At 63.2% G+C, this 23,695-nt stretch carries 27 protein-coding genes, 2 tRNA genes, 1 other RNA gene and 1 riboswitch; of the genes, 17 read left to right on the top strand and 13 right to left on the bottom strand.

The genetic code is table 11. From position 1 onward, the window contains the following. Positions 1-122 precede the first annotated feature (122 nt). Positions 123-413 carry a hypothetical protein gene (locus GW587_RS30275; RefSeq protein WP_166108627.1) on the top strand — a complete coding sequence of 97 codons (291 nt, stop codon included), beginning with the start codon at positions 123-125 and terminating at the stop codon, positions 411-413. A gap of 174 nt (positions 414-587) precedes the next feature. Here the strand turns inward: GW587_RS30275 and GW587_RS30270 are convergent. The 10 genes from GW587_RS30270 to GW587_RS30225 form a co-directional block, all read right to left on the bottom strand. After that, positions 588-663, bottom strand: a tRNA-Lys gene (locus tag GW587_RS30270). Between the two features lie 29 nt (positions 664-692). Further along, positions 693-768, bottom strand: a tRNA-Lys gene (locus GW587_RS30265). 58 nt (positions 769-826) lie between these two features. Continuing rightward, positions 827-1,582, bottom strand: coding sequence for a tol-pal system protein YbgF (ybgF, locus tag GW587_RS30260; RefSeq protein WP_166108626.1), 756 nt, complete (start codon positions 1,580-1,582; stop codon positions 827-829). A gap of 109 nt (positions 1,583-1,691) precedes the next feature. Continuing rightward, positions 1,692-2,222 carry a peptidoglycan-associated lipoprotein Pal gene (gene pal / locus GW587_RS30255; protein ID WP_166108625.1) on the bottom strand — a complete coding sequence of 177 codons (531 nt, stop codon included), beginning with the start codon at positions 2,220-2,222 and terminating at the stop codon, positions 1,692-1,694. 30 nt (positions 2,223-2,252) lie between these two features. Next, positions 2,253-3,518: a Tol-Pal system beta propeller repeat protein TolB gene (gene tolB, locus GW587_RS30250; RefSeq protein ID WP_166108624.1), complete on the bottom strand. Its 1,266-nt coding sequence runs from the start codon at positions 3,516-3,518 to the stop codon at positions 2,253-2,255. A 1-nt stretch (position 3,519) separates the two neighbouring features. Beyond that, a complete protein-coding gene (tolA, locus tag GW587_RS30245; protein ID WP_166108623.1) occupies positions 3,520-4,455 on the bottom strand; it encodes a cell envelope integrity protein TolA in 936 nt (311 codons plus the stop codon). Positions 4,456-4,469: 14 nt separating this feature from the next. After that, positions 4,470-4,907, bottom strand: coding sequence for an ExbD/TolR family protein (locus tag GW587_RS30240; protein ID WP_166108622.1), 438 nt, complete (start codon positions 4,905-4,907; stop codon positions 4,470-4,472). A gap of 14 nt (positions 4,908-4,921) precedes the next feature. Next, positions 4,922-5,614 (bottom strand): protein TolQ, encoded by a 693-nt coding sequence (gene tolQ, locus GW587_RS30235; RefSeq protein ID WP_166108621.1) that lies wholly within the window; start codon positions 5,612-5,614, stop codon positions 4,922-4,924. 12 nt (positions 5,615-5,626) lie between these two features. Beyond that, positions 5,627-6,049 carry a tol-pal system-associated acyl-CoA thioesterase gene (ybgC, locus tag GW587_RS30230; RefSeq protein ID WP_166108620.1) on the bottom strand — a complete coding sequence of 141 codons (423 nt, stop codon included), beginning with the start codon at positions 6,047-6,049 and terminating at the stop codon, positions 5,627-5,629. Between the two features lie 251 nt (positions 6,050-6,300). Then, the gene (locus GW587_RS30225; protein WP_166108619.1) at positions 6,301-7,050 is read right to left on the bottom strand and encodes an SDR family oxidoreductase; all 750 of its coding nucleotides are present in this window, start codon (positions 7,048-7,050) and stop codon (positions 6,301-6,303) included. Positions 7,051-7,204: 154 nt separating this feature from the next. Beyond that, positions 7,205-7,328: riboswitch (ZMP/ZTP riboswitch) on the top strand. Between the two features lie 98 nt (positions 7,329-7,426). Here GW587_RS30225 and glyA point away from each other — a divergent pair. From glyA to GW587_RS30170, 10 genes are all read left to right on the top strand, one after another. Continuing rightward, positions 7,427-8,674 carry a serine hydroxymethyltransferase gene (gene glyA, locus GW587_RS30220; RefSeq protein ID WP_166108618.1) on the top strand — a complete coding sequence of 416 codons (1,248 nt, stop codon included), beginning with the start codon at positions 7,427-7,429 and terminating at the stop codon, positions 8,672-8,674. Between the two features lie 54 nt (positions 8,675-8,728). Beyond that, positions 8,729-9,199: a transcriptional regulator NrdR gene (nrdR, locus tag GW587_RS30215; protein ID WP_166108617.1), complete on the top strand. Its 471-nt coding sequence runs from the start codon at positions 8,729-8,731 to the stop codon at positions 9,197-9,199. A 94-nt stretch (positions 9,200-9,293) separates the two neighbouring features. Continuing rightward, entirely contained in the window at positions 9,294-9,860 is a 567-nt protein-coding gene (pilV, locus tag GW587_RS30210) for a type IV pilus modification protein PilV (RefSeq protein ID WP_166108616.1), read from the top strand. Next, positions 9,857-10,798: a PilW family protein gene (locus tag GW587_RS30205; RefSeq protein WP_166108615.1), complete on the top strand. Its 942-nt coding sequence runs from the start codon at positions 9,857-9,859 to the stop codon at positions 10,796-10,798. The genes pilV and GW587_RS30205 overlap by 4 nt, the downstream gene beginning before the upstream one ends. A gap of 24 nt (positions 10,799-10,822) precedes the next feature. Continuing rightward, positions 10,823-11,515, top strand: coding sequence for a pilus assembly protein (locus tag GW587_RS31105; RefSeq protein WP_229259730.1), 693 nt, complete (start codon positions 10,823-10,825; stop codon positions 11,513-11,515). Between the two features lie 11 nt (positions 11,516-11,526). Beyond that, the gene (locus GW587_RS30190; RefSeq protein WP_166108614.1) at positions 11,527-13,608 is read left to right on the top strand and encodes a pilus assembly protein; all 2,082 of its coding nucleotides are present in this window, start codon (positions 11,527-11,529) and stop codon (positions 13,606-13,608) included. Continuing rightward, complete coding sequence (locus tag GW587_RS30185) at positions 13,605-14,051, top strand: type IV pilin protein (RefSeq protein ID WP_166108613.1); 447 nt, start codon at positions 13,605-13,607, stop codon at positions 14,049-14,051. The genes GW587_RS30190 and GW587_RS30185 overlap by 4 nt, the downstream gene beginning before the upstream one ends. Before the next feature lie 152 nt (positions 14,052-14,203). Further along, complete coding sequence (locus GW587_RS30180) at positions 14,204-14,731, top strand: GspH/FimT family pseudopilin (RefSeq protein WP_371875667.1); 528 nt, start codon at positions 14,204-14,206, stop codon at positions 14,729-14,731. Between the two features lie 34 nt (positions 14,732-14,765). Beyond that, a complete protein-coding gene (gene ribD, locus GW587_RS30175; RefSeq protein ID WP_207393702.1) occupies positions 14,766-15,833 on the top strand; it encodes a bifunctional diaminohydroxyphosphoribosylaminopyrimidine deaminase/5-amino-6-(5-phosphoribosylamino)uracil reductase RibD in 1,068 nt (355 codons plus the stop codon). Between the two features lie 8 nt (positions 15,834-15,841). Then, the gene (locus GW587_RS30170) at positions 15,842-16,477 is read left to right on the top strand and encodes a riboflavin synthase (protein ID WP_166108610.1); all 636 of its coding nucleotides are present in this window, start codon (positions 15,842-15,844) and stop codon (positions 16,475-16,477) included. A 19-nt stretch (positions 16,478-16,496) separates the two neighbouring features. Here the strand turns inward: GW587_RS30170 and GW587_RS30165 are convergent, their stop codons facing one another. Continuing rightward, positions 16,497-16,874 carry a c-type cytochrome gene (locus GW587_RS30165; RefSeq protein WP_166108609.1) on the bottom strand — a complete coding sequence of 126 codons (378 nt, stop codon included), beginning with the start codon at positions 16,872-16,874 and terminating at the stop codon, positions 16,497-16,499. 191 nt (positions 16,875-17,065) lie between these two features. Here GW587_RS30165 and ribBA point away from each other — a divergent pair, with 191 nt between their 5' ends. The 4 genes from ribBA (at position 17,066) to GW587_RS30145 (ending at position 19,978) form a co-directional block, all read left to right on the top strand. After that, positions 17,066-18,175, top strand: coding sequence for a bifunctional 3,4-dihydroxy-2-butanone-4-phosphate synthase/GTP cyclohydrolase II (gene ribBA, locus GW587_RS30160; protein ID WP_166108608.1), 1,110 nt, complete (start codon positions 17,066-17,068; stop codon positions 18,173-18,175). A 27-nt stretch (positions 18,176-18,202) separates the two neighbouring features. Continuing rightward, on the top strand, positions 18,203-18,691 hold the full coding sequence (gene ribH / locus GW587_RS30155) for a 6,7-dimethyl-8-ribityllumazine synthase (RefSeq protein ID WP_166108607.1): 489 nt from the start codon (positions 18,203-18,205) through the stop codon (positions 18,689-18,691). A gap of 21 nt (positions 18,692-18,712) precedes the next feature. Then, positions 18,713-19,183, top strand: a complete 471-nt coding sequence (gene nusB / locus GW587_RS30150) for a transcription antitermination factor NusB (protein ID WP_166108606.1) — start codon at positions 18,713-18,715, stop codon at positions 19,181-19,183. Between the two features lie 366 nt (positions 19,184-19,549). Next, a complete protein-coding gene (locus GW587_RS30145) occupies positions 19,550-19,978 on the top strand; it encodes a hypothetical protein (protein WP_166108605.1) in 429 nt (142 codons plus the stop codon). A 46-nt stretch (positions 19,979-20,024) separates the two neighbouring features. Here the strand turns inward: GW587_RS30145 and GW587_RS30140 are convergent, their stop codons facing one another. Next, on the bottom strand, positions 20,025-20,876 hold the full coding sequence (locus tag GW587_RS30140; RefSeq protein WP_229259732.1) for a lytic transglycosylase domain-containing protein: 852 nt from the start codon (positions 20,874-20,876) through the stop codon (positions 20,025-20,027). A 524-nt stretch (positions 20,877-21,400) separates the two neighbouring features. Here GW587_RS30140 and ubiD point away from each other — a divergent pair. Together ubiD and ffs are read left to right on the top strand one after the other, a co-directional pair. Then, a complete protein-coding gene (gene ubiD / locus GW587_RS30135; RefSeq protein WP_166108603.1) occupies positions 21,401-22,885 on the top strand; it encodes a 4-hydroxy-3-polyprenylbenzoate decarboxylase in 1,485 nt (494 codons plus the stop codon). A 15-nt stretch (positions 22,886-22,900) separates the two neighbouring features. After that, an RNA gene (ffs, locus tag GW587_RS30130) (signal recognition particle sRNA small type) lies at positions 22,901-22,999 on the top strand. A gap of 42 nt (positions 23,000-23,041) precedes the next feature. Here ffs and GW587_RS30125 read toward each other — a convergent pair. Beyond that, positions 23,042-23,695: a hypothetical protein gene (locus tag GW587_RS30125; protein WP_166108602.1), complete on the bottom strand. Its 654-nt coding sequence runs from the start codon at positions 23,693-23,695 to the stop codon at positions 23,042-23,044.

Here is a 23,695-nt window from a genome sequence, read left to right as displayed (position 1 = left end):
TACATCGAGATGTTCTACAATCCAAAACGTCGGCATGGCTTCAATGAGAAGCTTTCACCGGTCAATTTTGAAAAGCGGTATTTTGAGAGGCTCGCGAGTGTCTAGCAAACTCGTGGCGATTCATGGCTCAAATGAAGGGGCGCACTGAAACTAATTTTTATGGCAGCTTCTGGCGACCCCGTACCGTCGTGTATACGTCCGAGTCGCGCCGGTCTCCAATATTTCTCAAGGCGGTTGATCCGGACATTCGAAACAGCATTCTTTTCGCCATTGGCGTGGTTTCGGGTGCAGATCTAGTGGAAAGAGTTGTTGAGGCGCGTTCCAAGACCGATGATTTCCGGTACTTGCTGATAGGTAGGATGCTTGGCTTTGGTTTTGAGGATGCCGTAAATATGCAAGCTCTAACTAAATAACGATATCACGAGGAGTTGATGCTCGTCGCAAAGGTGGACCTGGGAGGAAGCCTGAGCGCTGCTATACGAAGTAAACTGCCTGCTAGCTTGTTGCAGGCTGAGGTAGTGGACCAGAAATGGACCAGAAAACAAAAACGCCAACCGGTTAAGGTTGGCGTTTTCGCTTGAGAATCTTGGTAGGCCGTGCGGGATTCGAACCTGCGACCAACGGATTAAAAGTCCGCTGCTCTACCAGCTGAGCTAACGACCCAAGGTAATACAACCTTAGCTTCTTTCAAGTGGTAGGCCGTGCGGGATTCGAACCTGCGACCAACGGATTAAAAGTCCGCTGCTCTACCAGCTGAGCTAACGACCCCTCGAAAGAAGCGAGATTATAGGGGGGATCGGCTCACCTGTCAAATACCGCCCGGTAATTATTTGCCGCCAAGACGCTCTTTGGCCGTGACCGCCGCCGTCGAGTCGGGGTATTGCTTGATCAGATCCTGCAGCGTCTTCTTGGCGGCTTTGTCCTTCAGCTCGGTCTGGCAGCTGGCGATGTTGAGCATGGCGTCCGGCGCCTTCGGGCTGTCCGGGTAGTTTTTCAGCACCACCAGCTGCGCGCTGATGGCGCTCTTGCAGTCGCGCTGGGCGTAGTAGGAGTTGCCGAGCCAGTATTGCGCGTTGGCGGCATAGCTGGAGCCCGGATAACGTTGCACGAACTCGCTCAGCGCGGTGGCCGAGGCTTTGTAGTCGCCGGCGGTGAACAGCTTGTAGGCGGCCTCGTAGGTGCGCTGCTCGTTCGGGTCGACTTGCGAGGTGCGGCCGTCGATGGTCACTTCGCGCGGCTCCAGCTTGCGCAGGCGCGCGTCCAGGTCGACGTAGAAGTCCTTCTGGCGCTTTTGCGCGTTCGACAGCTCGTTGGCCAGCACTTCGATCTGGCCGCGCAGCTTGGCGATCTCCTGCAGCGTGTTTTCGTTCTGGGTGACCAGATCCAGCGTGCTGGACTTGTCGGATTTGGTGTCGATGCGCGCGCTCATTTCGATGCGCATCGCTTCCACCTTGGCGCGCAGGTCGAGCAGCGCCTTGCGGGCTTCGTCGTCGTCGAACAGGCCGGCGTGGGCTTGCGGCAGCCAGCTCATCGCGGCCAGCAAGGCGGCGGCGGTGAGGCCGGATTTGGAGAATTTCATCATGTCGGGCGCTTTCACACAAATCAAAAAGGAAACGGGGCAGGGCGCGGTCTGTAAACCGCGCGCCGCCCCGTATTATGCCTGTGACCCGGCAAAAAGGTAGTGCTTTTGATTACTTGTAGACGATGTCGGCACGACGGTTTTGCGCCCATGCTTCTTCGTTCGAACCGGTGGCCTTAGGCTTTTCCTTGCCCAGCGAGACGGCTTCGATTTGCGATTCCGGCACGCCCAGCGTGGTCATCGACTTGCGCACGGCTTCGGCGCGCTTCTGGCCCAGCGCCAGGTTGTACTCGGAGCCGCCGCGTTCGTCGGTGTTACCTTGGATCAGGATCGAGCGGGCTTTGTTCTTGGTCAGGTAGGCGGAGTGGTTTTCCACCACTGGCTTGCCGTCGTCGCGCACCACGTAGCTGTCGAAGTCGAAGTAGACGCTGCGGTTGGCCAGCACGCCTTTAGGATCGTCCAGCGGATCCAGCGATTTGGTTTCGACCGGGGCCACGGTGCGGGTGTCGGCTTGCGGCGTCACCGCTTTTTCAACCGGACGTTCGACGACCGGCGCCGGTTCCGACACTTTTACTGGGGTCGAGCAAGCCGACAGGATGGCGGCGGTGGTGATGACGAAAGCTAAGCTGCTGAGTTTACGCATGTTATTTCTCCTAGTAGTGATAACGAATAATTACTGCATGAACGGACCCCAGGTGGGCTCCTTGATGTTGCCCGCCTGAGTGGTCAGGCGTTGTTTTACACGTCCGTCGACCGAGACCACGGCCAGCGACTTGCGGCTGCCGGATTGGGTGGCGTACATGATGTATTTGCCGTTGGGGGCAAAGCTTGGCGACTCGTCGCTGGTGGTGTCCGACAGGCGCTGTTCCTGGCCGCTGGCCAGATCCAGCACGTACAGCTGGAAGTTGCCGTCGCGGCGCGAGATGTAGGCCAGCGTCTTGCCGTCGGCCGAGATGCGCGGGCTGGTGTTGTAGCTGCCGCTGAAGGTGACGCGCTTGGCTTCGCCGCCGTCCGCGCCCATGCGGTAGATCTGCGGGCCGCCGCTGCGGTCGCTGGTGAAGTAGATGCTCTGGCCGTCGGCCGAGAATTGCGGTTCGGTGTCGATGCCGGCGCTGTTCGAGGCGCGGCGCAGGTTGCCGCCGTCGGCGTTGACGGTGTAGACCTGGGTGTGGCCGTCCTTCGACAGCGCCACCGCCAGCTTGTTGCCGCTCGGCGCCCAGGTCGGGGCCGAGTTGCTGCCTTTTTCATTGGCGATCACGGTGCGGGCGCGGGTGATCAGGTTCTGCACGTAGACCACCGGCTTCTTCTGTTCGAACGAGACGTAGGCCACCTTGGTGCCGTCAGGCGACCACGACGGCGAGATGATCGGTTCGTTCGAGCGCAGCGCCAGCTGTTCGCTTTCGCCGTCGGCATCGGCCACCATCAGCTGGTAGCTGCGGCCTTCCTGCTTGACGTAGGCGATGCGGGTCGAGAACGCGCCCTTGATGCCGGTCAGCTTGAAGTAGACATCGTCGGCGATCAAGTGGGCCGACAGGCGGGTGAACTGCGCGGTGACGGCCTTGTCGAGGTTGGAGATCTTGGCTTGCTTGACGGTGTCGAGCAGCTTGTAGCGCACGTCGTAGCGGCCGTCGGCCAGCGCGTCGACGGTGCCGACCACCAGCGCGTCGGCGCCCTTGGCTTTCCAGCCGCTGTAGTCGATGTTGTTGACGTCGGTGATGACGCCGGCGTCGATGATCTTGAAGGCGCCGCTGCGCTCCAGGTCGGCCTTGATGATGGCCGAGATCTGCTGCGGGGCCACGCCTTCGTTGGCGAAGCCGGCCACGGCGACCGGAATCTGGTTGCTGCCGACGCCGGAAATTTCAATCCGCATCTGCGCCTGGGCGCTGCCGATGCTGGCGGCGATGGCCAGGCCGGCGTAGAGGATGGTCAGTTTTTTCATATTAGTGCATATCCTTCATGTTGAAGTCGGCGGTAAATTCGCGCTCTACCGTACCATCTTTCTTCTTGGGTAGTGGTGACGATTTGGCAATCGCGTTTTCAATCGCGCTGTCGTAGGCGGGCGAGCCGCTGCCCTTTACCTTGCGCACGCCGATGATTTCACCGGTCGGCAACTGGGTAATCTCGTAGGTCGCCTTGAGCGTGTCGTCGGCCGTGCCGTAGATCAGGTTGCTCTTGATCTTGGCGCGGATCGCCGCCTGGTAGCCGCCGTCGACCTTGCCGCCGGTCGATTGCGCGGCGGTGCCGCTCGAGCCCTTGGCGGCGACGCCGTTGATGCGCGCCATCTCGGCCGCGAAGGCCTTGTCCTTGGCGGCCTTGTCGGCTTTTTCCTTGGCCAGTTTCTCGGCGGCGGCTTTTTTCTTGTCCTTTTCGGCGGCGGCTTTTTCAGCGGCCAGCTTCTCTTCCTTCTCTTCCTTCAGCTTGTCCTCGGCGGCTTTCTTGTCGGCCAGCTTCTTGGCTTCCAGCTTGGCCAGCTTCTCGTCGGCTTCCTTCTTCAATTTGGCGAGCTTGGCTTCTTCCAGCTTCTTCTCTTCTTCAAGCTTTTTCTTCTGCTTCAGGCGTTCGAGGGCGATGTCGGGTTCCTTCGGCGTCGGCGGCGCCTCCACCGGCGGCGGCGGCGGGGTCTTGACCACCGGCTGCGGTTCGGGTTCCGGCTCCGGTTCTGGCGCGGGCGGCGTCGGCGCCACCGGCGCGGCGTCCTGCACCTTCATGTCCCAGATCTCGGCCTGGACTTCGGTCGGTTCGTTGTTCTGCCAGCTGACGCCGACCCACAGGAACAGCAACAAAACGGCGTGCATCGCCACGGCCAGCACTGCCGAGCGCCAGCCTTCGTTTTGTCGCGGTACTTTGTACGGACCGCCTGCGGTTGCGGGTTTCATCGTATGCACTATGTTTATTTGGTGGACAAGCCGACCCGTGTGATGCCCATCTTCTTCGCTTCCGAGATCAGCTGGATCACGTCGTCGTACTTGCTTTCCTTGTCGCCGGCGATCAGCACCGGATAGTCGGGATGTTCGGTATGGATGGTGCGCAGTTTCTTGACCAGCGCGTCGCGGCTCGGCGCGGTTTCCGGCGCGTCCTCGTCCTTGCCCTTGACGCCGATCGACAGCGCGCCGTTCGGCTTGATGACGATCTGCACGTAGTCGCTTGGCGGCTTGGTGGATTTTTCCGCGTTCGGCAGGTTGACCACGCTCGGGTCGTTAGCCGACGGCATCACCATGAAGATGATCAGCAGGACCAGCATCACGTCGATGTACGGCACAACGTTGATCTCGGACTTGAACTTGCGGCCGCGGCCGCCGCGCATGCTGCTGGAGAATGAGGAAGCCATGATCCTTGTCCTTCTTAACGCGATTGACGTTGCAGGATGTTGGAGAACTCTTCGACGAAGCTTTCGAAGCGGATCGCCAGACGATCAATATCGTGCGAAAAGCGGTTATATGCAACCACGGCGGGAATCGCGGCGAACAGGCCGATGGCGGTGGCGATCAGCGCTTCGGCGATGCCGGGCGCGACGGCGGCCAGGGTCGCTTGCTGCACGTTGGCCAGGCCGCGGAAGGCGTTCATGATGCCCCACACGGTGCCCAGCAGGCCGATGTACGGCGACACCGAACCGACCGACGCCAGGAAGGCCAGATGCGATTCCAGCACATCCATCTCGCGCTGGTAGGCGGCGCGCATGGCGCGGCGGGCGCCGTCCAGCACCGCGCCGGCGTCCATGCTTTCGCGCGCGGCGACGTAGGACGCCTTGCTCTTGATGAACTCGCCCATGCCGGCTTCGAAGATGCGCGCCAGCGGGCCGCTGTTGGCGCGGTCCTTGCCGGCGTTCTGGTGCAGCGCGTGCAGGTTGCCGCCGGCCCAGAAGGTTTTTTCGAATTCGATGGTCAGGCGGCGCGCCGAGCGCACCGCGAACAATTTGCTGAAGATGTAGGTCCAGCTGGTCAGCGAGATAATGAACAACAACGCCATGATCAGCTGCACGATCAGGTGCGCGTTGGTGATGAGGGACAGGAAGGAGAGGTCTTGGGTGACGTTCATGTAGTTATCTGATCAGTCTTGTTGGGTGGTGACGATGGTGGTGCGCATTTTATCGGCGACGACGGCCGGCACGCCGCGCGGCCGCAGCGCCGAATCGACGCAGCCAATCTTGACCCGCGCCGTGTTCAATAACTGCTCGCCGCACCACGCTTGCTGGAGGAAGCTGATCGAGGCGCGGCCGAGTTTTTCGATGCTAACCGTTAATTTTAGTTCATCATCCAGCTTTGCTGGCGCATGATACTCCGCGACGACGCTTTTGACGACGAACAGCGCGTCGTGCTCGCGCAGCAGGTCATGCTGGTTTACGTCCAGCGCGCGCAGCCACTCGGTGCGGGCGCGCTCGAAGAATTTGAGGTAATTTGCGTAATAGACGATACCGCCGGCGTCGGTGTCTTCGTAATAGACCCGGACGTTCCAGATGAAATCTGCTGGCATGTTGTTTTGACTACTAATAAGATTGAGCAACATTCTACGCGATTTTGTTATTTTGGTTGAAGCTTAGACGGTTCAAATCACGTCAAATCCGCGTTTTATCCGGATATATTCAACTGGCGCGCAAAGATTGCACTTCCGACAGTAAAGCGTTTTCACTGCAACTTGCCAACCACTGTAACAACCACTTACGAATTATTCCACAGGCGCAATGACGGCTAAGCCTCCCTTAAGCCAGGGAGGCCGCCGATTTGTTATAGGTCGCGCTTGATCGCCAGCGGGCCGTAGCCCTGGCAGGTCGGCATCATCTCGATGCGGTTGATGTTGATGTGCGGGGGCAGGGTGGCGATCCAGTAGGCGGTGTTGGCGATGTCCTCGGCGGTCAGCGGCACCGTGCCTTCGTAGACCTTGGCGGCGGCCGCGTCGTTGCCCTTCATGCGCACGTTGGAGAACTCGGTGCCGCCGCACAGGCCGGGCGCCAGGTTGGTGGCGCGCACGCCGGTGCCGACCAGGTCGGCGCGCAGGTTGAGCGTGAACTGTTCGACGAAGGCCTTGGTCGCGCCGTAGACGTTGCCGCCCGGGTAGGGCGTGGCGCCGGCCACCGAGCCGAGGTTGATGATGGTGCCGCTGCCGCGCTGGACCATGTCCGGCAGGATGGCGCGGGTCATCGCGACCAGGCCGCTGACGTTGGTGGCGATCATCGTGTCCCAGTCCTCCAGCGACGATTCGTGGGCCGGGGTGGTGCCCAGCGCCAGGCCGGCATTGTTGACCAGCACATCGATTTGCTTCCACTCGGGCGGCAGGCCGTCGAGCGCGCTCTTGATCGAGGCCTTGTCGGTGACGTCCAGCACGATGGGACGGGCGGTGTCGCCCAGCTCGGCGGCCAGCGCCTGCAGGCGGTCTTCGCGGCGGCCGCTGATCAGCACTTTGTGGCCGCCCTGGACGAAGGTGCGCGCCATCGCGGCGCCGAAGCCGGCGCTGGCGCCGGTGATGAAGACGATCATGATCTATCCTTGCTGGTAGGTGGAGGGCTGTGCAAAATTGTAGCCGAAATGCCAGCTTTCGCTTAAGGTCCGCTGAAAATGCCTATTTTATTGCTTTTAAGGCAAGTCATTGCCTTGCTCAAATCTGGCGCATAAATTACAATCTGGCTTCCATTACGTCTCACGTAACTGGCGAAAAGCCGCGATCTGCCCCAGAATGGTGCGCTGATCGATCGGCGAAAGGTGGGCATCCACCGGGAAACGTGAGATTTCACTAGCCGTTCGCCTGGGCAGCCCATCGATGGAAAGCACGAAAGAGGCTGCCTGTCCGCTATCGGCGTCCCTCATTCGATCCAGCCTGCCAGTAATACAGTTACTCATTCGATTGGAGTTTTTCATGTTCGCAAAAGATCACACCCTCGCCAGCGTTGACCCGGAATTGTTCGGCGCCATTCAAAACGAAAACACCCGCCAGCACGACCACATCGAGCTGATCGCGTCGGAGAACTACACCTCGCCGGCCGTGATGGAAGCGCAAGGTTCGCAGCTGACCAACAAATACGCCGAAGGCTATCCAGGCAAGCGCTACTACGGCGGTTGCGAGTACGTCGACGTCGTCGAGCAACTGGCGATCGACCGCGTCAAGCAGCTGTTCGGCGCGGAAGCGGCCAACGTGCAGCCGAACTCGGGCTCGCAAGCCAACCAGGGCGTGTTCTTCGCCGTGCTGAAGCCGGGCGACACCATCATGGGCATGTCGCTGGCCGAAGGCGGCCACCTGACCCACGGCATGCCGCTGAACATGTCCGGCAAGTGGTTCAACGTGGTCTCCTACGGCCTGACCGCCGAAGAGGACATCGACTACGTCGCGATGGAAGCGCTGGCCAAGGAACACAAGCCGAAGCTGATCATCGCCGGCGCCTCGGCGTTTTCGAAGAAGATCGACTTCGAGCGCTTCGCCGCCGTCGCCAAAGCGGTCGGCGCGTATTTCATGGTCGACATGGCGCACTACGCCGGTCTGATCGCCGCCGGCCTGTACCCGAACCCGGTGCCGCACGCCGACTTCGTCACCTCGACCACGCACAAATCGCTGCGCGGCCCGCGCGGCGGCATCATCCTGATGAAGGCCGAGCACGAGAAAGCCATCAACTCGGCGATCTTCCCCGGCATCCAGGGCGGCCCGCTGATGCACGTGATCGCCGGCAAGGCGGTCGCGTTCAAGGAAGCGCTGCAGCCTGAGTTCAAGGTTTATCAGCAACAGGTGGTCAAGAACGCCGACGTGCTGGCCAAGACCCTGATCAAGCGCGGCCTGCGCATCGTCTCCGGTGGCACCGAGTCGCACGTGATGCTGGTCGACCTGCGTCCGAAGAACCTGACCGGCAAGGAAGCGGAAGCGATCCTGGGTTCGGCCCACATCACCACCAACAAGAACGGCATCCCGAACGATCCGCAGAAGCCATTCGTGACGTCGGGCGTGCGCCTGGGTTCGCCTGCGATGACGACGCGCGGCTTCAAGGAAGCGGAAGCGGAAGAAGTCGGCAACCTGATCGCCGACGTGCTGGACAATCCGCACGACGCCGCCACCATCGAGCGCGTCAAAGCGGCGGTGAAGGTGTTGGCTGACAAGTTCCCGGTCTACGCCAAGTAATCGTTGTACCCGCGACGCCGGCCATCCCCGGCGTCGCCTGTTTAAAGCGCCCATATGAAATGTCCGTTCTGCCAGCATGACGATACCCAGGTCCTCGATACGCGTGTATCGGAGGAGGGGGATTCCATACGCCGGCGTCGGCGCTGCGGAAAATGTGATAAACGATTTACCACGTATGAGCGGATCGAGTTGGTGATGCCGTATGTGGTCAAGAAAAACGGCAGCCGTACCGAATACGCGTCGGCCAAGTTGCGCGGCAGCCTGTCGTTGGCCTTGCGCAAGCGCCCGGTGGCGGCGCCCGCCGTCGATGCGGCGATCCTGTCGATCGAGGAAAAGCTGCTGACCAGCGGACAACGCGAAGTCGACACCGGCTACATCGGCGAGCTGGTGATGCAGGAGTTGCAGCGCCTGGACAAGATCGCATATATCCGCTTCGCATCGGTGTATAAAAACTTCGAAGACCTGGCCGAGTTCCAGGACGCGATCGCCGAAGTCGGGCAAGACCGCAAGCCGCGCAAAGGCTAGCACGCCGCTGGCGCACTTTTGATGCGCCTCATATCTCCTTCAATCTCCGCTGCTAACTTCTAGCATAGTCGTTCCGACTTTGCGGAGGTGTGCCATGCGCGCACGCATTGATTCTGGCTATACGCTGCTGGAAGTCCTGATCGCGGTGGTGGTGCTCGCGCTGGGCATCATGGGCGGCGTGGCCTTGCAGCTGGCGGCCTTGCGCGCGCGGCATCAGGCTGCGCTGCTGTCGCAGGCGACCCAGCTCGCCACGTCGATGGCCGAACGCATGCGCGCCAACGCCGGCCAGATGCGTTTGGCCGATGGCGACAATCTTTATCTCACCCTCAACTACGATGCCTTCAGCGAGCCGTCGCCGACCGCGCCCGCCGCGCTGTGCCAAGGCGGCATCGCCTGCGGCGGGGCCGAATTGGCGCTGTCCGATTTGTACGAGACCAAGCAATTGGTGCAGCAAAGCTTGCCGGCGGGGCGGGTGGTGATCTGCCGCGATGCCGGCTTGTGGAGCGGCGGGAAATTACGCTGGGCTTGCGGTGGTGGCGCCGGTGCGCCGCTAGTGGTCAAGGTCGGTTGGCGCGGCAAGAATCCGGACGGCACGCCGCGCACCGACGTCAGCGGCGAATTCATGCCGGGCGTGGCGTTGGCGGTGGGAGCGGTGCGATGAAGGCCGGCGGCTGGAGCATCGTCGAGTTCATGATCGCGGTGGCGCTGGGGCTGCTGGTCACCTTGCTGGCGAGCGGCTTGTTCCTTGCCGCCGGCAGCAACTACCGCAACCACAGCGAGAACATGTGGCTCAGCGACGGAGGCCGTTACGCCTTACAGATCATGGCGCAGGCGATACGCCAGAGCGCCAACATCAACTGGGAGGTCGACGCCGCGCCGTTCGAGCTGAATGCCGAGACGCCGGCGGCCGTCGATGGCCGCGACGCCGCCAGCATCGGCCGGGGCGGCGACGGTATCAGCGCGCCGCAGGCGGCGGTGGCCAACGGCAGCGATGTGCTGGCCTTGCGATTTTCCGGTAGTGGCGGCGGCGCCAATGGCGACGGCTCCAGCGTCAACTGCGCGGGCTTCGGCGTGGCGGCGCCGGCCGATGCCGAGGCGCGTGGCTGGAGCATTTTCTACGTCGCCGCCGACGCGGGCGGCGAGGCCGAGTTGCGCTGCAAATATCGCGGCGCTGCGGGCTGGGGCGCGGATGCCATCGTGCGCGGGGTCGATTCGTTTCAGGTGTTGTACGGTCTGGATACCGATATGCCGGCGGACGGCGTGCCCAACACGTATCTCAACGCGACCGGCTTGCGCGCGTTGGACGCCGGCTTGGCGCTGGTCGGCGCGACGCCGGACGAACTGGAGCGCGATCGGCACCGCAAGACTTATTGGAAGCGTGTCTGCAGCGTGAAGCTGGCTTTGCTGTTGCACGGCGACGGCAATACTCGCGTGGATACGGTGCAGACGCGTTTCGATTTGTTCGGCGCGGCCTATGCCGATGCGCATGGCGAGGACCAGGGTGTGCGGGTGTTGTCGGCGAGCTTTCCGGAGTCGCAGCGGTATCGGGCGCGCAGGATGTTCAGCATGACGGTCGCCTTGCGCAATCGGAGCGGCTAGATGAGGGGCCGGCGGCAGCGGGGGATGGTTTTGCTTGTCAGCTTGATGTTGCTGCTGATGGTGCTGTTGTTGGGCGTCTCGGCGGCGCAGTTGAGCATGCAGGGCGAGAAGGCGGCGCGCGGCGAGCGCGACAGGGACGTGGCGTTTCTTGCGGCGGAGGATGCCTTGGCTGATGCGGAATTGGATATTCAGGGAGGGCCGGAAGGCGCCGGCGATCCGGCTCGCGCGGCCAATTTCGGCTCGGACGCGGAGGCTGCGGCGTTCGCGGCGGATTGCGGTGGCGGTGGCGGCGGGAGCGGAAGCGGAGGCGGCGGCAGCGGCAGTGGCAGTGGGGGCGGAGGGGGCGATGGCGGTGGCAGTTCGGGCGGCGCGGGCGAGGATGGCGTCGTGGCCGCCGCTGCCGGCTTGCACGCGCGCGCGGCGGCCGGCAAGCCGCCGGTGTGGCAGCGCGTGGATTTGTCAGGCGCCGAGGATGGCGGCGCCTGTACCGTGGCGCACGGCTCATACACCGGCGCGTCCACGCCGACCGGTGAGGGCTTCTTGCCTTTCAAAAAACCGCGCTATCTGATCGAACGGATGGAGTGCCACCAACCGGGAGACGATGCCTCCTCCGCCGCCGCGTCGACGCGCTACTGCTACCGCGTAACGGTGATCGGCTTCGGTGCCAAGCCGGGGACCGAAGTGGTGTTGCAAAGCGTGTTCAGCAAGCCGAATTGAGGAGGTGAACGATGAGGCGCATGCATTGTTGGGTGGTGACCGCGCTGTGGCACATGCTGCTGGCGTGCGCGCACGCGTCGCCGCCATTGCTGGCCATCGACAGCTTGCCGATCGCCGTCGTCTGTCCAGCCAACGGCAGCGCGGGCAAGGCCGCCGGTGCGAGGCTGGTGAGGAAAGGCGATCTCTATCAAGCCACGATGACGCCGGCCGACTGGGGCGGCCACTTCTCGCGGCAGGTTTTACCGGCCTGCACCACAAGCGATATCGCCGGGAAGAATGTCGACGGCGGGGGAAGTTGTCAAGCCGGCGTCGGCGCGGCGCCGGTGCTGGTGTGGGACGCCGGCGCCATCCTGACCGGCCAGCCGGGACAGCCGCCCATGCCCGAGCCCGAGCTGCGCAACATCCACACCGCCATCATCCAGCCCGATGGCACGCTGGCCATGATCCCCTTTGCCTGGCCATCCTTATCGCCCGAACAGCGCGCCTTGCTCGACCGCGAGGACCAGGCCGGCGAGCAACGCCTGGCCTATCTGCGCGGCGACCGCGCGCTGGAAGGCAGCCGCTTCCGTCGCCGCAGCAGCGTGCTGGGCGATTCGATTCACAGCACACCGGTGTACGTCGCGGGCGCCGGGCGCAGGGCCGCGATCTATCTCGGCGCCAATGACGGCATGCTGCACGGCTTCGATGCCGACACCGGCCAGGAACTGTTCGCCTACATCCCCAACGCGCTGATGGCCGAACTCCACCGCCTGACGGACCCCGCCTACGTTCATCGCGCCTACGTCGACGGCCCGGCCGGCACCGGTGAGGCGATCCTCGGCGGCGGCCGGAAAACCGTCCTCGTCTCCGGCATGGGCGGCGGCGCGCAAGGCGTGTTTGCACTGGACGTCACCGACCCGACGCGCTTCGCCGACGGCCTTGGCGTGCTGTGGGAATTCACCGACCGCGACGACGCCATGATGGGCAACGTCACCACGCCGCCGCAGATCGCCAAGGTCCGCACGAACGGCGCGGGCGCCAGCGCCGTCTACCGCTATTTCGCGATCGTCGCCAGCGGCGTCAACAATTACGACTCCGGCGACGCGCGCAAGGGAGCCTTGTTCCTGCTGGCGCTGGATAAACCGCACGACGAGCCGTGGCAGCGCGACACCAATTATTACCGGCTGATCACACCGATTTCGGAACCGGCGCTGGCCAACGCCCTGAACGCCCCGGTGCTGCTGGCCGACAGCGACGGCGCGTTGCGCTATGCCTACGCCGGCGACCTGCAAGGCAACCTGTGGCGCTTCGATTTCGGCGGCGCCGCGCCGTGGGCCAAGGCGGTTGGTCCCGGCGCCGGCGGCACGCCCTTGTTCGTCGCCCGCGACGCCAGCGGCCGGCGGCAAGCGATCGCGCAACAACCGCTGCTGGCGTATGCGCCCAAGCGCGGCTACATGGTTTTGTTCGGCACCGGCCAGTTGATCGAAAAAGCCGATCGCGCTGCCGCGCGTCGCGCGCCGCAATCCTACTACGCCATCATCGACAGTTTGCTGACCCCGCCGGACCTGGTCACCAGCCGGCGTCAGCTGACGCAGCGCTTCCTCGACGGCGCCGCTGGCGATGTGTTGTTCAACATCAGCGGCGCCAGCATGGATGCCGGCAGCAAGGGTTGGTATGTCGACTTTCTGCAAGCGGAAAAAACCGGCGAGCGCAGCATCGACAGCGGTGTGCTGGCGAACGGCGACGTCTTCTTCAACACGCTGATTCCGGGCGCCGATCCGTGCGCGGCGACGCGCGCCAGGACCTACGCGCTCAATGTGCTGACCGGCCTGGCCGGCGACAGTACCGTGGCTGCGATCCTGCCGGGCAATGAGCCCATCGTCGGATTGCTGCTGCCCGAATACGCGCCGTCGCCGGTGCTGCTGCCGATGTCGACCACGCGCGCGAACCTTGGCCCGGCGGGCCGGATCAGCGTGAAGGCCACGGCTGCGGTGGCGAACATCGGCGCCGAAGGGGTGGTCGTGGCGGGCAGCGTGAAATCGCTGCGCCGCGCCGGCCGGCTCAACTGGCGGGAAGTGAGCAACTGGCGCGAGCTGCACGAGGCCGCGAAATGAAGCGCCAGGGCTTCAGTCTGTTCGAGCTGCTGGTCGCGCTGGTGATCATGGCGGTGCTGGCGGCGCAGGCGATGCCGGCCTGGCAGCAGCAAGTGATCCGCACCAAGCGCGGCGAAGGACAGTCGGCGTTGCTCAAGCTGATGATGCAGCAGGAGCGCTATCACACGCAGGCCAATAGCTACATCGCGTTCGCCGCCGGCGTTGCCGATCCGGAGGCGCGGCACTTCCAGTGGTGGAGCGGCGCCAGTACGTCGACCAGCGCCTACGAGATCGAAGGCAAGGCCTGCGATGGCGAGCTGATCGCGCAATGCGTGCAATTGGTCGCCACGCCGGGTACCGGGCAGGTCGATGGCAAGTTCCGCGACGACGACTGCGGCAAGCTGACGCTGACCAGCACTGGCCTGCGCCTGGCCAGCGGCCCCGCCACCGGATGCTGGCCGTGAGCCGGGCCGCCGGGCCCGACCGCTGCCGTGGCGCGCGCGGCAACTGGTACGCCGGCGCGGCGGTGTTGGCGCTTCGGCGCGGCTTGGGCATGTGCGGCGGTGCGTGCCGCGGCGCGTCCGGTCCGATGCGGCGGCGGGGCGGAGGCGGGGGCGTGTCGCTGGTCGAACTGCTGGTGACGCTGGCGCTGGCCGGCGTCCTGGCCGGCGCCGTCATGCCATCCTTCGTCGACATCGTGCGGCGCCAGCGGCTGCGCACCGCCACCAACGATCTGCTGGCCGCCGTCGACCTGACGCGCTCGCAGGCGATCGCGCGCGGCGCCAGGGTCATGATGGCGCCGCTGGACCCGGCCGGCACCGACTGGCGGCTCGGCTGGGCCGTGTTCGTCGACCGGAACCACAACCGCCGGCCCGACCCCGGCGAGCCGCTGATCTACCGCCAAGGACCGATCGCCGACGGCATTCTGGTCGCGTCGAAGTTTTCCTCGGGTGCGGCGCAGAGCTATCTTGCCTATAATGCTGCTGGACGCGCCTGTAGCGCAAGCAACAGCCTGGCGGCGCGCTGGGGCACGCTGTCGCTGACCCAGGGCGACGACGTGCGCAACATCAAGATCAACATGCTGGGCCGGGTACGCGTCTGCGACCCGGCCCGGGACCGTGCCAACTGCGATGGCGCGGATTAAGGACAACGTGAATATCAGCAACGATCTCGACGGCATGACGCTGGCGCTCGAATGGGCCGCCAAAGGCTTGTACACGACTTCGCCGAATCCGCACATCGGCTGCGTGATCGTGCGCGACGGCGTGGTGATCGGCGCCGGCGTCACCCAACAGGCCGGCGGCGACCACGCCGAAATCCAGGCGCTGAAGGACGCGCAAGCGCGCGGCCACGACGTGCGCGGCGCCACCGCCTATGTCACGCTGGAACCGTGCAACCATTACGGCCGCACGCCGCCGTGTTCGGACGCGTTGGTGCGCGCCGGCCTCGGCCGCGTGGTGGCGGCGATGGAGGATCCGAATCCGCTGGTGGCCGGGCAGGGCATGGCCAAGCTGGCAGCCGCCGGCATCGACACCAGCACCGGTTTGCTGGCGCGGCAAGCTTATGAATTGAATATCGGCTTTTTCTCGCGCATGACGCGCGGCCTGCCGTGGGTGCGCATGAAGGCCGCGGCCAGCCTGGACGGCATGACGGCGCTGCACAACGGCGTCAGCCAGTGGATCACCGGCCCCGAGGCGCGCGCCGACGGCCACGCCTGGCGCGCGCGCGCCTGCGCCATTCTGACCGGCATCGGCACCGTCAAGGCCGACGATCCGCAGCTGAACGTGCGCGCGGTCGAGACGCCGCGCCAGCCGCGCCGCATCGTGGTCGACAGCAAGCTTGATATTGGCCTTTCCTCCAAGATATTGGAGGGAGGCGGGACCTGGATCGCCGCCGCCGTCGCCGATCCGGAGAAGGAGGCGGCGCTGCGCGCGGCCGGCGCCGAGATCATCATGCTGCCCAACGCCTCCGGCAAGGTCGACCTGCCCGAATTGATGCGCGAGCTGGGCCGCCGCCAGATCAACGAGCTGCACGTCGAGGCGGGCGGCAAGTTGAACGGTTCGCTGATCCGCGAGGGCTGCGTCGACGAGCTGCTGCTGTATCTGGCGCCGTCGCTGATCGGCGATGCGCAGGGCATGTTCGCGCTGCCGGCGTTGACGGATCTGTCGCTGAAGAAGAATTTGAAATTTCACGAGGTTCAGCAAATCGGCGAAGATTTGCGTATCCTTGCCCGCTTCACTCATTAGGAAAAATTATGTTCACTGGAATCGTCGCCGCCATCGGCAAAATTGAATCGGTCACCCCGCTGGAAGGCGGCTCGTTCGCGGGCGTGCGCCTGGACATCAACGCCGGCGGCCTGCCGCTGGCCGACGTCGCGCTGGGCGACTCGATCGCCATCAACGGCGCCTGCATGACGGTGGTGGAAAAAGACGCCGCCAGCTTCCGCGTCGACGTCTCGCGCGAGAGCCTCAATTGCACCGTCGGCCTGGATACGCCGACCGAGGTGAACCTGGAAAAAGCGCTGACGCTGAACGAGCGTCTCGGCGGCCATCTGGTGTCCGGCCACGTCGATGGCCTGGGCGTGGTGCGCAAGTTCGAAGCGGTGGGCGAGTCGTGGGAGCTGGTGATCGAAGCGCCGCACGAGTTGGCCAAGTTCCTGGCGTTCAAGGGCTCGATCGTGGTCAACGGGGTCTCGTTGACGGTGAACCGCGTCAACGACATCGGCAGTGGCAAGGATCTGGTGTGCCAGTTCTCGATCAACCTGATCCCGCACACCATCGCCATGACCACGCTGAAGCATTTGGCGGTCGGCAAGCAGGTTAACCTGGAGATCGACCTGATCGCCCGTTACGTCGAGCGCATGGTGTCGGTCGGCGCGGCGTCGAAGTAAAACGCCCCCCGCGCCCGGGTCATGGATGCGGCGCAGGCGTGAGGGTTTGCAGGTAGGCGATCAGCGCCGCGCGCTCGGCCTTGTTGCGCACCTTAAAGTCCATGTTCTGGCCGGGGATGAATTTCTCCGGATCGGTCAGCCAGCGGTCCAGCGACGCGGCGTCCCAATACACGCCGGATTTGCGCACCGCGCGCGAGTAGTCGTAATCCGGCACGCTGCCGGCGCGCCGGCCGAACACGCCGCGATGGCGCGGGCCGGTTTGATCGGTGTCGACGGCGTGGCACTCGGCGCAGCGCTGCTGCCATAGACGCTCGCCCTTGGCGGCTTGCGGCGTCGCCTGCGCCGTGCCTGCCAGGGTGCATGCGGCGATCAGCGCCGCGCCGATAGTTCTGAACATGATGAATCTCTCCGTGGTGTTTATTTCTTATACGCAATGAGTGTACAACTGGATTCAAGTGGGAATGTTTTCAAGAAAACCAGATAGACGCTCTTTTGCCGGATAAAAGCGGGCTTTTGCGGTGGGGCTGGCGTAAATCCTTTAAAATAGCGGGTTAAGAAACATTCTCGCTCAGTCTTTAAGGAATAAAAATGTCAATTTCCAGCACCGAAGAAATCGTCGCCGAATTGCGCGCTGGCCGCATGGTGATCCTGGTCGATGAAGAAGACCGGGAAAACGAAGGTGATCTGGTGCTTGCGGCGGACTTCGTCACGCCGGAGGCCATCAATTTCATGGTCCGCTACGCGCGCGGCCTGGTCTGCCTGACCCTGACCGAGGAACGCTGCGACCAGCTGAACCTGTCGATGATGTCGGCCCGTAACGGCACCGCCTTCGGCACCAACTTCACGGTTTCGATCGAAGCGGCCGAGGGCGTCACCACCGGCATCTCGGCGGCCGACCGCTCGCGCACCATCCAGGTCGCGGTCGACAAGAACACCCAGCCGTCGGACATCGTCCAACCCGGCCACATCTTCCCGCTGAAGGCGCAAAAGGGCGGCGTGCTGATGCGCGCAGGCCATACCGAAGCCGGCTGCGACCTGACCGCGATGGCCGGCCTGACCCCGGCCTCGGTGATCTGCGAGATCATGAACGAGGACGGCACCATGGCGCGCCTGCCGGACCTGCTGGTCTTCGCCAAGGAACACAATCTGAAGATCGGCACCATCGCCGACCTGATCCACTATCGCAGCCGCAACGAGTCGCTGGTCGAGAAGATTGGCGAGCGCCCGCTGAACACCGCGCAGGGCGAGTTCCGCATGATCGCGTACCGCGACAAGCCAAGCGGCTCGGCGCATCTGGCGCTGGTGCACGGCCAGATCGAAAAAGGCAAGGAAACCCTGGTGCGCGTGCACCAGCCGGTCTCCATCCTGGACATCCTGGAATCCGAAGCGACCACCCACTCGTGGAACCTGTCGTCGTCGCTGGCGGCGGTCAAGGCGGCCGACAGCGGCGTCATCGTGCTGCTCAATTGCGAAGAAACGGCGGAGCAGTTCTTCGCCCAGTTCGACGCGCTGGGCAAGCCGGAAGGCAAACCGAAAGGCCGCGCGGCCAGCATGGACCTGCGCAGCTACGGCATCGGCGCGCAAATCCTGCGCGAAGTCGGCGTCTGCAAGATGCAGCTGCTGGCCAGCCCGCGCAAAATGCCATCGATGACCGGCTTCGATCTGGAAGTCACCGGCTATGTCGCCAAACCTAACTAATTCAACCAACATATAAAGAGGCACCCCATGACCGTAGGAAGCTACGAAACAAATCTGTCCGGTGACGATCTGCGCATCGGCATCGTTCAAGCCCGCTTCAACGAAGACGTCTGCCACGGTCTGCTGTCGGCCTGTCTGGCGGAATTGAAACACCTGGGCGTGGCCGACGACGACGTGCTGCACGTGACCGTGCCGGGCGCGCTGGAAGTGCCGCTGGTGCTGCAGAAGATGGCCGAGTCGCAGCAGTTCGACGCGCTGATCGCGCTGGGCGCGGTGATCCGCGGCGAGACCTACCACTTCGAGCTGGTGTCGAACGAATCCGGCGCGGGCATCACCCGCATCGGCCTCGACTACGGCATCCCGATCGCCAACGCGATCCTGACCACCGAGAACGATGAACAGGCGGAAGTGCGCATGGCCATCAAAGGCGCCGATGCGGCGCGCGTCGCGGTTGAGATGGCCAATCTGACCATCGCCCTGGAAGAGTTGAACCAGGATCAAGGCGACGACGAGTAATTAATAAGAAAAGGTGTACCCATGACTGAGAAGAATCTGCACGCCAACCCCAGCAAGAACCGCACGCCGCGTCACCGCGCGCGCGAGTTCGCGCTGCAAGGGTTGTACCAGTGGCTGCTGAATAACGAACCCGCCTCCAAGGTGGTCAACCACATTCGTGGCGCGCATGGCTTCGACAAGGCCGACGGCGAGCATTTCACCGTGCTGCTGAACGGCGCCATCGGTTCGTCGGTCGAGCTGCGCGAGAGCTTCGCGCCGCTGGTCGATCGCGGCATCAACGAGCTGTCGCCGATCGAGCACGCGGTGCTGTTGATCGGTGCTTACGAGCTGAAGAACAACCTGGAAATCCCTTACCGCGTCGTCATCAACGAAGCGGTGGAGCTGACCAAGTCGTTCGGCGGTATCGACGGCCACAAATACGTCAACGGCGTGCTGGACAAGCTGGCCGGCAAGCTGCGTCCGGACGAAGTCGCCGCCGACAAGAAACGCTGATCCGCTGAAGCGGTATCGTCAAAAGCCACCCAAGGTATCTTGCGGTGGCTTTTTTTATATTTGCCTTGCCGCCCGGGACGGCGCGCCGCAGTATCGCTTGGTTTTTAGCTAACCTGGGGCGATATCATCGAACTGACCCGACTATCCGGCCCGCAGGCCTGGCGACGGCGCGGCTGGCTGGCGCTGGTCGGCGGCGCGCATATCCTGGCGTTTCTTTGCTGGCAGCAGCCTGGGCTGCGCTTGGCGGCCGCTGTCGCGGTTCACGCGCCGATCACGTATATTCTCGCGCCGATGCGGCCGGCGCCGCCGGAGCGGTCCCAGCTCGCGCAGAAGGCGCCGCAGCGCATCCCGCCGCCCCGGACGCGCATGTCGCCCGATCTGCCCAAACCCGACGCGCCCGATGCGGCGGCGCCGATGCCGCTCTTGTCGCCGCCGGAGGCCGCCACGCAGCCGCAGGCGATCACCCAGGCCGCGCCATTGCCCGATCCATTCGCGCTGCCGGCCAAGCCGGAAGACGACCTCAAGCAGCGCGCACTGAAAAGCGCCTTCGCCGCCGACAAGGCGGTGCGCAAGGAATCCTGGACCCAGCGCGACCGCAAGATCGTCAACGACACCACGGCGCTGGCGGCCGCGTTCGAAAAAGCCTACGTGGGCGGCGGCAGCGGCGAGATCGGGGAGGTGAGCATGCCCGACGGCACGCGCGTGACCAAATGGCGCATGCCGGGCGGCCTCGTCGTTTGTATTTCCAAGGACCCCGCCAGCGGCGGGCGGGTCAAGATCACGTCCTGCCCGTAAACGAAAAAACCGCCTCGCGGCGGCTTTTGTTTCCTGTCTCTATTAATTAGAGGCCGGCGATTTGCGTATCGTTGCTGGATTTCTCCGCCACGACCACCGGTGCCGCCGCTTTCGGCGGGGTGGCGGCCATCATCGGCGTGATAGTCGGGACTTTCTTGCCCGCCGAAACCTGTTTCAGGCGGTTGTATTCGGCCAGCACTTTCGAGCCGTAACCGTCGTCGTGCTCGAAGGCGCCTGCGCCGACGTAGATCTTCAGACCGGCTTCAACCGAGCCGCCGCGGGTCACATAATCCTTCAGGATCAGCGAGCCGACGCGGATATTCGCCACGGGATTCAGCGCCGCTTGCAGGCCGCCCATTTCCTGGAACTTGTCGTGATGGATTTTCGACATCACTTGCATCAGGCCTTGCGCGCCGACCGGGCTTTCCGCGAACGGATTCAGTCCCGATTCGATCGCCATCACCGCCAGGATCAGCAGTGGGTCGAGCTTGATCTCACGCGCCGTCAGGTAGGCGGTCGACACCAGCATGTTGGCGGCGTCGCCCGCTACGCGGTAACGCTTGGACAACCACGAGGTCACCCATTGCTGCTGCTTTTGCGTGCCCAGCAGCGCTTTCTCTTCCGAGGTCAGCGGCGCGGTGTTGGCGGCCGGGGTGCCGGCGACCGGCGTTTCCATCAGCGCCGACAGCGGAGGTGCCACGACGGCGACGGTTTCCAGCGCGGGCGCCGGGTTCAGGCTGTCGCTCAAGGCTTTGGCCAGATCCGGACGGACAAACATTACTGCCATCACTACTAAAGCGGACACACCCAAAATAGTCAGAGTGTGCTGGGCGGTGGTCAACACACCCTTTGCCGAAACGCGCGTCGTGGCGAACCACGTGGCAGGCTGGCGAGCCATGGTGCGGGCAAACATCGTTGCACCGGTGAAGCGATTAATCATAGAGTTCCCCTGAAATGACCGTAAAAGCGGGTCCCCGCCAGCGTTGAACGCAGCTAAGAGGGTGCTAATGCCGTGCATCAGAAATATCATCGTCCGCCGCCGCTGGGAGCGCGCGTTGGACGCCATCATTGCTTGCTAGAGCTGATCTTTCCCTGAGGTATTCGAAACAGTCGCAATACAACTTCTTTCGGGGGTAAGGCAGACGCCTTTTGAAAACACTCCTAAAATGTCATGTGGAGCCCCGACTCCGTGAATGAATGAGCGACAACTTATGTGGTTCGCATAAGGTGGTGAGACCGTGTCCTCTTCAAGTAGGGCAAATTGTAGAAGCCGTTTTATATCAAGTCAATACTAACGCGATTGAAAGCTATAACTTTTAAGTCTAGCTTTTTTCCTTGTGTACGGTGGAAAACCAATAAAATCAACTACTTGACCTGTATTTTTAAACAGTGCGCTTTAATGTAAGAAAAAATTAAAAAACGATGAAATATTCTGATCTGCGAGATTTTATTTCTCAACTGCAACGGATGGACGAACTAAAGCCCATTTTGACCCCTGTTTCGCCGCATTTAGAGATGACCGAGATTTGCGACCGCACGTTGCGTGCCGGCGGGCCAGCTTTATTGTTCCAAAACCCTACCGGCCACAGCATTCCGGTGCTGGCCAATCTGTTCGGCACCGGACGCCGCGTCGCGTTGGGCATGGGAGCCAACGACGTCAGCGAACTGCGCAAGATCGGCCACGTGCTGTCGCGCCTGAAGGAGCCGGAACCACCGAAGGACTTCAAGGATCTGATGGGCCTGGGCTCGCTGGTCAAGGCGGTGTGGGACATGGCGCCGAAGGAATTGCGCGGCGCGCCGTGCCACGACATCGTCTGGGAAGGCGCCGACGTCGATCTGGCCAAGCTGCCGATCCAGCACTGCTGGCCGGGCGACGTGGCGCCGCTGATCACCTGGGGCCTGGTGATCACCAAGGGCCCTAATAAGAAGCGCCAGAACCTGGGCATCTACCGCCAGCAGGTGCTGGGTCCGAACAAGGTCATCATGCGCTGGCTGGCGCATCGCGGCGGCGCGCTCGATTTCCGCGAGCACGCCATACAGAGCAAGGGCAAACCGTATCCGGTGTGCGTCGCGCTGGGCGCCGATCCCGCTACTATATTAGGCGCGGTGACGCCGGTGCCGGACAGCCTGTCCGAATACCAGTTCGCCGGCCTGCTGCGCGGCAGCCGCACCGAGCTGGTCAAGGCGATCGGCAGCGAGCTGCGCGTGCCGGCCTCGGCCGAGATCGTGCTGGAAGGGCATATCTACCCGGATGAAAACCATCCAACCGGCTACGAGCACGCGCTGGAGGGGCCGTATGGCGACCACACCGGCTACTATAATGAGCAGGACTCGTTCCCGGTGTTCACCATCGACCGCATCACGATGCGGCGCGATCCGATCTACCACTCCACCTACACCGGCAAGCCGCCGGACGAACCGGCGGTGCTGGGCCTGGCGCTGAACGAGGTGTTTATTCCGCTGCTGCAAAAGCAGTTCAGCGAGATCACCGATTTCCACCTGCCGGCCGAAGGCTGCAGCTACCGCATGGCGGTGGTGCAGATCAAGAAGCAGTACGCCGGCCACGCCAAGCGCGTGATGTTTGGCGTCTGGAGCTTCCTGCGCCAGTTCATGTACACCAAGTTCATCGTGGTGGTGGACGAGGACGTCAACATCCGCGACTGGAACGAGGTCATCTGGGCGATCACGACGCGCGTCGATCCGACCCGCGACACCACGCTGGTCGACAACACGCCGATCGACTATCTCGACTTCGCCTCGCCGGTGAGCGGCCTGGGCAGCAAGATGGGCATCGACGCGACCAACAAGTGGCCGGGCGAAACCACGCGCGAGTGGGGCACCACGATCAGCATGTCGCCCGAGGTGAAAGCACGGGTGGATCAAATTTGGCAGGAGTTGGGGCTGTAGGGTATAATTGCCCTCGGCGGGCCCCTGCGCATTGTGGCATGGCTAACCTGGTCAGGTCGGGAACGAAGCAGCCACGGCTATTAACCATAAGTGCCGCAGATCAGGCTCGCCTCCTTCGGGAAAAATAGAAAAGCTGCCATTGGCAGCTTTTTTTATTTATTCACTGTCCAGCTCGGCCTCGAACGGCCGCTCGCTGGCGATCATCAGCGGATTGTCCTTCAGCAGGCCCGACTCGGGCTTCAGCTTGATCTGGTGCTTGGCGTCGGTGTTGTAGACCGTGGCGCCGACCTTCAGCTGCGCCGGCTTGGCGAACTTGAACACCACCACCTTGACCGACGGCGCGAACATGCTCAGCGCGCCGGCCATTTTCTTGATCGCCTGGTTCATCTGGCCGACGCTGCCCATCACCGGCGCGTAGTTCCATTGCAGGCCCTCGGGCAGCGGCGTGACGACATCGTAGCCGACGGCGGATTTCTCTTCCTTCGGCAGGCTGGTCATGATCTTGGTCTGGTCGGTCATCCATTTCTGGCTCGGCACCAGCGTCATGCGGAACTCCGGCGACAGCGGTGGCAGCGGCTGGCGCTCCGTGCCTTGCACCACGGTCAGCACCACGTCCGACGGCTTGTAGTTCTTGTTGTTCGGCTTGACGGTGATGAACAGGTTGAGCTTGTCGCGCTCGGCGGCCGGCAGCGCGTAGAACTTGTCGATGCGCAGGTCTTCGACCAGCTTCTTATAAGGCACCCATTCGCGTTCGTCGGCGTGGGCGGCCAGGGACAGGACCAGCAAGGGGAGCAGGGCGAGGATTTTCAT

The sequence above is a fragment of the Duganella aceris genome, assembly GCF_011090165.1.
Classification (GTDB): domain Bacteria; phylum Pseudomonadota; class Gammaproteobacteria; order Burkholderiales; family Burkholderiaceae_D; genus Rugamonas; species Rugamonas aceris.
This window is presented reverse-complemented; position numbering and strand designations above follow the sequence as displayed.